The following is an 8,295-nucleotide window of genomic DNA, read 5'->3' on the forward strand; positions in this document are numbered from 1 at the left end:
CGTATTCAGTTTGATAGATCAACCGTTTTTGTGGCTCTACGCATTCAGCATTATGTAATCAATTAATACCTACTATCCAAATGACAAAATCTGTTTTATGGGGAATTTTTCTCCCCGCCAAAAAGCCCTCCTATAGGAAGGGCTTTTTACGTGTAGTAGTATGTACCTTGGTAAAGGGAGATAATACCCCAACCAGAATCCTGTCGTAATCCTTTTTTTCCTTATCATAATGCAGAATTTAAATTTCAATAATAATCGGAAGAATCATAGGCTTTCTCTTCGTCTGGGCAAATAGATATTGGCCAACCGCTTTTTTTATATTTTGTTTCATTACTTTCCACTGTCTTATATTTGCTTCCTGTAAGTCGGTAGCTGCATGTTTCACGAGACGATTAACCTCTCTAAGCAATTCATCGGAATTCCTTGCGTATACAAAGCCACGTGATATGGTATCGGGTCCAGAAACAATTTTTCGATCATGCTTATTAATTGTAAGTACAATCACGAGCATCCCATCTTCAGCAAGTTGTTTTCGATCCCGAAGTACAATTTCCCCCACATCACCCACACCCATTCCGTCAACATATGTATCACCCGAGGGCACATTCCGAGTCTGACGGGCAATGGAGTTTTCAATATCAACAACCTCTCCATTTTTGATGATAAAGGTATTCTCTTTTTCCACTCCAACGGATTCTGCAAGTGTTTGATGATGGTGCAGCATTCTATATTCACCATGGATGGGAATAAAATAAGTTGGCTTCATTAGAGTCAGCATTAGCTTTAAGTCTTCCTGATAGCCGTGGCCAGATACATGCATACCGGTAGTACTTCCGGATCCGTAGATAACCTTAGCTCCCAATTGAAATAAATTGTCTATGATTCGGGAAACATCACGTTCGTTACCTGGAATTGGTGAAGCGGCTAAAATGACAGTGTCTCCAGGAAAAATTGATACATCTCGAAAGTTTCCAGTAGAAAGGCGTGCAAGGGCTGCCATAGGCTCCCCCTGACTTCCCGTACATAGGATAGCTACATTTTCTGGATCCATATCGTAGACTTCATGGGCCTCTATTAACATCCCCTCAGGAACCTTCAAATACCCACGCTCTATTGCCACAGATACAACATTCACCATACTTCTTCCTAACAATGCGAGCTTACGATTTGTCTTGATTGCAGCATCAACCACCTGCTGTACACGATTGACATTAGAAGCAAAAGTAGAAATAATGACTTTCCCTGTTGCTCTAATGAAGGCTTCGTCCATATGGCTACTTACCATTTGTTCTGTTGGTGATAATCCTCCTCGCTCTGCATTCGTACTCTCTGAAAGTAGAACCAATACACCCTCCCTACCGATTTCAGCCATTTTATGTATATCAGAATATTGATCATTTACCGGTGTTAAATCAAATTTGAAGTCACCTGTATGGACGACATTACCTGCTGGTGTGTGTAAGACAATTCCAAGACAATCCGGAATACTATGGCTCGTTCTAAAAAAGGAAACCTTTACTTCTCCTATCTCAAGTAGGGATTCCGAGTCAACCTGAACTAGCTTCGTATCTCTTTTAATCCTGTGCTCTTCTAGTTTTAATTCTATTAAACCTAGTGTAAAACGCGTAGCATAAACCGGTATATTTAATTTCTTTAATAGATAAGGAATCCCACCTATATGGTCTTCGTGTCCATGTGTAACAATTAAAGCCCGAATCTTATCTCTATTCTCTTCTAGGTATGTAATATCAGGGATAATTAAGTCTATTCCCAATAAACTCTCATCCGGAAACTTGCCTCCACAGTCAATGATAAAGATATCGTTTGAGTATTGGACTACATACATGTTTTTACCGATTTCATTTACCCCGCCTAAGGCGAAAATTGATAAAATATTTTCATTGCTACTCAATTTCTCTTTCCTCCCAACTCCAATTAAATAGGATTAGTATTCCCATTCAAATTTACTTTCATTAATTTTGTTGGAGATAAACGGAAAAGAAGATTATTTTCTTAGTTGTAAATATTATTATAAAAGGCTGATTTCTAAAATGTTGTTGCTTTTTTTTATGGTTTTGTTAGAGCAAACTGTTAATAAACAGGTTGATTGGAGCGGAAGGTGCGAGACTCCTGCGGGAGCAGCGGGACAGGTGAGACCCCACAGGCGTAAAGCGCCGAGGAGGCTCACCGCCCGCCCCGCGGAAAGCGAGCATCCTGGAGCGTAAATCAACCACTCCATTGAAATTGCAACAAAGTTTACGAAAACAGCATAATAAAAAGACATCAGTTAACTGACAATTCAGTTCACTAATGCCTTTTTTCTTATTAATTAAAACTCTCGAACGCAACAATGAAATTGCCCTGCTCGCGCTACAGACATTCATTTTCTACGGTAGAAATTAATTCTTTCAATAGATTTACTGATGAATCTAATGATAGTGAATAATACCTCTGTGTACCTTTTTGTTCTACATGAATTAGTCCGCATTCTCTAAGTAATTTTAAATGATGAGAGATCGCTGGACGTGATAGTTTTGATCGCTCAGTAATTTCATTTACCGTTAACGAATCATGTTCAGCCAATAATAAAATGATGTCTTGCCTATGGGAATCACTTAAATTTTGAAAAACCGGTATACATGAACGAAACACTTCTATGGCATTTTTGCCCATATGTTATCACCTTTCTGATGCTCAACCAATTAATATGAATAATCATATTATATTGTAATTCTCCCGTAAATCCTTTCAATCCTTTGCTTAAATACTTTCAGATCGATGAATAAAGAAACCTTTTTGGCTTTGAAGTGCTCTTTCATACATTCCCTTTGCCACTCTTTTAGCTTCAATCGGCTTATACTTCTGTAATGGACCGACAAATAGAAAGGATAGCCGAGTACCAATCGCTTCTGCAATTTTTTCGCCCTGCCTGTATTCATTACGGTCTCCAAGCAGCAATGATGGTTGAAAAATATGCACGCTAGGAAGGACTAACCTTTTCAACTCTCTCTCTACTTTTCCCTTTACTCTATTATAAAAGAACAGTGAATTTGGATCCGCACCAAGAGCAGTTACGGTCAAGAAATTTCCAGCTGAAAACTTTGCTGCCATGTGGGCTGCTTTCATTGTATATTCATAGTCAACATTATGAAAATTATCTTTTGATTTTGCCTTTTTAATAGTCGTCCCTAGGCAGCTATAAACATCATCGACTCTAAAAGCTTGATCATAGTTATCTAATCTATCGAAATCCGTTACAATTTGCGAGAGCTTATGATGCTGATATGGTAGTTCTCTTCTTACTAAAATCGTAACTTGACTATATTCATGTGAATCTAATAAAATTCGGACCAGTTCTGATCCAATCAGTCCTGAAGCTCCTAATACAAGTGCCGACCTTTGCTTCATCTCTTCACCCCTTCCTCCTATCAATCCTGTTTAGCCACATATTTAGCCATTTTAGCTGCAAAGCTTCTTGGAAGAAATTTTGCAGCGATTGTTCCGACTCTATTTAATCCTCCAGTAATGATCACACGATTCCCTTTCATCAAAGCATCATACCCTTGCTTTGCGACAATATCAGACGGCATAGCACTTTTAAACATTTTTGTTCCTTCAACCTTTGCTACCGCACCAAAATTTGTTTTAGTTGGTCCAGGACATAGAGTAGTGACAGTAATAGAAGTGCCTGAAAGTTCTTCCACTAGTGCTTCAGAAAAAGATAATACATATGCTTTTGTCGCATAGTAAACCGCCATTAAAGGACCTGGCTGAAAGGCAGCCGTACTGGCTACATTTAATATTTTGCCATGGTTCCTTTTTTTCATTTTACGAAGCACGTAATAGGTCAATTCCGTTAAAGCTGAAATATTTAACTGGATCATATTTAATTGTTGATTGATATCTAGCTCATCGAATTCACCCATGAGTCCAAATCCAGCATTGTTTACCAACACATCAATCTCTATCCCTTGTTTTTCTATATCCTCAAACACTTCTCTCGATGCGTATGGCAAGCTTAAATCTTTAGTGACAATACTTACCTTGATATTAGGGTATTTACCTTGGATTTCCTCCATTTTCTTTTGGTTTCTTGCAACAAGAACAAGATTATATCCTTCATTAGCAAATATATGGACGTATTCCAAGCCTAATCCACTTGTTGCTCCTGTAATCATTACTGTTTTTATCATTTTTATATCTCCCTTTTAGTAATGTTTATATTTTTAAACATTTAATCATTTAAACGTATAGTATTTCATAGTGATACATCTGTCAACCATAGAAAAGGATTCCCAAGCTCCTCCAAATAATAAAGGTTTTGCATACAGACGAATGAGCAAATGTCTTTTTTATTGATTCCAGTGTTAAATACCCAATCATACGATGTATCCAAAAATATAATAAGACTAGTAACTCCCAGGAGGATTAAATTTGGAAGTTGTTTATCTGAAACATTCTACTGAAAATTTGGACATCCCTCTTCCCTGTCCAAAAGGGAAAAGAACATGTCTAGAACAGAAAGTAGGTATTAAACATGCTCTCGAATAAATCAGCGTCAGATTTACATGTTCCCCTTTAATTTCCTCCAGAACGTTTTGAAATGAGGTGTGGCCCAACGATGAGAATACTAGTCACCGGTGCAGCCGGCTTTATCGGTTCGCATCTTTGCGAACAACTATTAGTGGACCAGAATAATGAAGTTATTGGGGTAGACACGTTTATCGGTCCGACCCCACCTAGCCTTAAACAGATTAACCTTGCTAATTTGCAGGTTCATCCGAGGTTTAAATTGTATCCTATTGACTTATTGACAGCTGATTTAGATAAATTGGTTGAGAAAGTTGATATTATTTATCACTTAGCAGCTATCCCAGGAGTTCGTGCTAGCTGGGGAAAAGACTTTGATCCTTATGTAACTAACAATATTTTCGTCACTCAGCGACTTTTGGAGGCAATTAAAGATAAGCCTATCGAGAAATTCATTTATGCCTCAACATCCTCAGTTTACGGTGAGAAAAACGGGAAAGTCTCAGAAGATGACATCCTTACCCCTCTGTCCCCATATGGAATTACCAAGTTGACAGGAGAGCATTTATGCAATGTGTATCAGAAGAGCTATATCATCCCTATCGTTAAGGTCAGATTCTTTACAGTATATGGCCCAAGGCAACGGCCAGATATGGCTTTCCATCGTTTTATAAAACAAATTCTGAATGATGAACCAATATCTATTTTTGGTGATGGAACACAAACGAGGGACTTTACTTTTATTAGCGATTGTATCAATGCAACCTCTTCAATTATTAAGAAGGATAATGTAGTGGGGGAAACCATAAATATTGGAGGAAAAGAAAGAGCCTCCGTCAATGAAGTAGTCCTAATGATTGAAGAATTGACAGGTAAAAAAGCTAATATTGTATATTTACCCAAATTAAATGGAGAACCAAAACATACTTGGGCAGATATATCGAATGCCCAAAAGCTGCTTGATTATGATCCAAAGATTTCCTTAAAAGAAGGACTTGCTAGGGAAATTGAATATATCCGTTCAGCCTATTCCCTTTTTTAAATGTAGGCTGTGCCAAACATTGTTGATGGAGGTTTAAAACAACTTAATGAATGTCGATTGAGGGTTAATTCAAAGAGGGCCCAAGCGAACAAATAAATGTAAAAGGAGCAAGGTAATGAAACACAAAGGACACAACGAACACAAAAAACACGATCATAAAAGACACGACCATAAAAAACATGACCATAAAAAACATAAACATTCCCATAAAGGAAAGTTAAAATCCCGAATAGGGAAGAATAATTCGCCTACAGTTTTGCATTTAAATTTGAGGGTTGACCCAACGCAATATATATCACAGATTCGAGAAATCCCAAGATATGATTATATTCATTTAGTACGTAAACCTAAGTATATGGTAGAGTTATCCCTTTTAAATGAAAAGGTTCATTATCTCAACGAAATCTTCTCACCAAATGAATATGTAAATGAAAATAATATCTCCCTCCTACATGCCCATCATGGCCAATTAGGGATATTACTTCTTCCTTTTAAGGAAAATACAGATCTTCCTTTGGTAACTAGTATTAGAGGAAGAGATGCCACTCTTGCTGATCAGCATTTTAGTTATGTAGATAATATGAAATTACTTTTTAAGCAAAGTGATCTGTTGTTTCCGGTTTGTCAGTATTTAGCTGACAGAATGATAGAATGGGGGTGTCCTCCTGAAAAAATACGAGTTTTATATGGCGGGGTTGACCTAAACAAATACATGTATAGAACACCTCAAGTAGACTCTACGTCCCAAAACATCCTAACAGTTGGAAGATTAGTAGAAAAGAAAGGGCATCATGTTTTAATGAAAGCGTTCCATAAAATCAAAGATAAATTCCCAAATGCAACATTAACTCTAATCGGAAGTGGAAAGCTTGAAGAGGATATTAAATCTCTTGCTGCTGAGCTTAATTTAGGAGACTCTTTTAAACTATTAAATCACCTTCCTAAAGAAACGGTATTTGAATATATGTCCAATGCAGATTTATTCTGTGCCGCTAGCTTAACAGCAGCGAATGGCGACTTAGAAGGAATCCCAAATACACTGAAGGAAGCTATGGCAACCGGAGTGCCCGTTATCTCAACCAATCATGCCGGAATACCTGAATTGGTCACAAATCATGTAAATGGTGTATTAGTTGAGGAAAATAACGTGGATGAGCTTGCAAATGCACTTGAATTTATGCTGAACAATAGGGCCCTTTGGGAATCGTATTCAGTAGCTGCACGTAAAAAAGTGGAGGAAAGCTTTGACTTAATTAAACAGCTACAATTACAAGCTACCTATTATGACGAGCTGTTAGGAGGACGAAAATGAGCGATTTTAAATCTATTGTGGTGACCAAAAGACTAAAAATTCTTGAGATCAATAACCCTACCGACTATCCTTTGATTGGCAAAGGGTCTCAAGGTGCCGTATTTAAACTTTCAGAAGAAAAATGTGTGAAAATTTATGCAGATCCAGTTCAAGCAAGGATGGAAGTTGAAGCACTTAAAGCAGGAAAAAAATTAAACTTTATGCCGAAAATCTATGAGTCTGGAAAAAATTATATTGTGATGGATTATTTTGATGGTCCAAATTTAAGAGACTATCTCCTTGACTGTATGTACATGCCTGAAGAAATAACTATAAAATTATTAAATGTTTTAATGGAACTAAAAAAGGCTAAGTATACTATGTTAGATGCCCCCCTTCGTCATATTATTATAGTTAACAATGAACTAAAATTAGTTGACCATGTAAATGCCTTTAAACGTATGCACTCTGTTCCTATAAAATTATTAAGAGATTTACATTTATTACTTTTAAAGGACTCTTTCTTAACGCAAGTCAAAAAACTTGAACCTCAAACCTATAAAGAGTGGGAAAGAGTTTTCAATCAGAAGAAAATAGATTATAAAAGCTTTATGGTAACTTCTGGAGCAAAAGGGCACGGTGTAAAAGCTGATAGTACTGTTTCTCATCTATTAATTGGCAAAGGACATCAAGGTGCTGTTTATAGATTGGACGAAAATCGTTGTGTGAAAATCTATGGTAGAGAGGATTATGCAAGGCAAGAAAAAGAAGTTTTATTATCATCTCAAAAGCTATCTTTTATTCCTAAAGTCTATAAAACTGGACCTAATTATATTGAAATGGAATATCTATCAGGTCCAGATTTGAATACCTATCTAAAAAAACAATCGAAGTTACCAGAGGAAATTTCAAAACAACTGTATAATATTTTAACTCAAATGGAAAATAATCGATTTAAACAAATTGATGCACCTCTGCGCCACATTATTATTACCAATGATGGTTTTAAACTATTAGACCATGTATTTTCATTTACACTTGAAAAAAGAAAACCTATCGAATTATTTGAAAACCTTCAGCAATTAAACTTTTTAGATTCTTTCCTGGAATTTGTAAAGGAAACAGATTCTAAAGCGTACCAAAGATGGCTACCTGATAGCACGACGTTGATCGGATAAAATCAGCATAAATTCACCTATATGGAAATTCAAACCTTGTATTACTTTACTCAAATCATCTATTCCTTCCACCTATCCCAGCAATCGATAAACAATCAAACCACATATAACCTAACATCTAAATTCTAAATGGAATTTTAAAAGAGCCTGTTAAACTGGACTTAACCCCGTCAAGTAGACAGCTCTAAAAAAGACTATGCAGCCATCGTGATTCGATACTCAATCGGAGCACGATGGTTTAGTCGTTTTTGGAA

General features: G+C 36.7%; 7 protein-coding genes. 3 read left to right on the forward strand and 4 right to left on the reverse strand.

Annotated elements, in window-relative coordinates:
* Positions 1-238 precede the first annotated feature (238 nt).
* The 4 genes from G3O09_RS20705 to G3O09_RS20720 form a co-directional block, all read right to left on the reverse strand.
* Positions 239-1,912: a ribonuclease J gene (locus tag G3O09_RS20705; RefSeq protein ID WP_163103329.1), complete on the reverse strand. Its 1,674-nt coding sequence runs from the start codon at positions 1,910-1,912 to the stop codon at positions 239-241.
* Positions 1,913-2,370: 458 nt separating this feature from the next.
* Complete coding sequence (locus tag G3O09_RS20710) at positions 2,371-2,673, reverse strand: ArsR/SmtB family transcription factor (RefSeq protein WP_163103330.1); 303 nt, start codon at positions 2,671-2,673, stop codon at positions 2,371-2,373.
* Between the two features lie 87 nt (positions 2,674-2,760).
* Positions 2,761-3,408, reverse strand: coding sequence for an NAD-dependent epimerase/dehydratase family protein (locus G3O09_RS20715; protein ID WP_163103331.1), 648 nt, complete (start codon positions 3,406-3,408; stop codon positions 2,761-2,763).
* A 20-nt stretch (positions 3,409-3,428) separates the two neighbouring features.
* Positions 3,429-4,193 carry an SDR family NAD(P)-dependent oxidoreductase gene (locus tag G3O09_RS20720; RefSeq protein WP_163103332.1) on the reverse strand — a complete coding sequence of 255 codons (765 nt, stop codon included), beginning with the start codon at positions 4,191-4,193 and terminating at the stop codon, positions 3,429-3,431.
* A 428-nt stretch (positions 4,194-4,621) separates the two neighbouring features.
* Here G3O09_RS20720 and G3O09_RS20725 point away from each other — a divergent pair, with 428 nt between their 5' ends.
* From G3O09_RS20725 to G3O09_RS20735, 3 genes are all read left to right on the forward strand, one after another.
* Positions 4,622-5,572 carry an NAD-dependent epimerase/dehydratase family protein gene (locus tag G3O09_RS20725; protein WP_163103333.1) on the forward strand — a complete coding sequence of 317 codons (951 nt, stop codon included), beginning with the start codon at positions 4,622-4,624 and terminating at the stop codon, positions 5,570-5,572.
* A gap of 115 nt (positions 5,573-5,687) precedes the next feature.
* Positions 5,688-6,884 (forward strand): glycosyltransferase, encoded by a 1,197-nt coding sequence (locus G3O09_RS20730; RefSeq protein WP_163103334.1) that lies wholly within the window; start codon positions 5,688-5,690, stop codon positions 6,882-6,884.
* Complete coding sequence (locus G3O09_RS20735; RefSeq protein ID WP_163103335.1) at positions 6,881-8,041, forward strand: hypothetical protein; 1,161 nt, start codon at positions 6,881-6,883, stop codon at positions 8,039-8,041. The genes G3O09_RS20730 and G3O09_RS20735 overlap by 4 nt, the downstream gene beginning before the upstream one ends.
* The last annotated feature ends 254 nt before the right edge of the window (positions 8,042-8,295 follow it).

It is taken from the genome of Peribacillus alkalitolerans (assembly GCF_010882125.1).
In the GTDB taxonomy this organism is placed as follows: domain Bacteria; phylum Bacillota; class Bacilli; order Bacillales; family DSM-1321; genus Bacillus_BN; species Bacillus_BN alkalitolerans.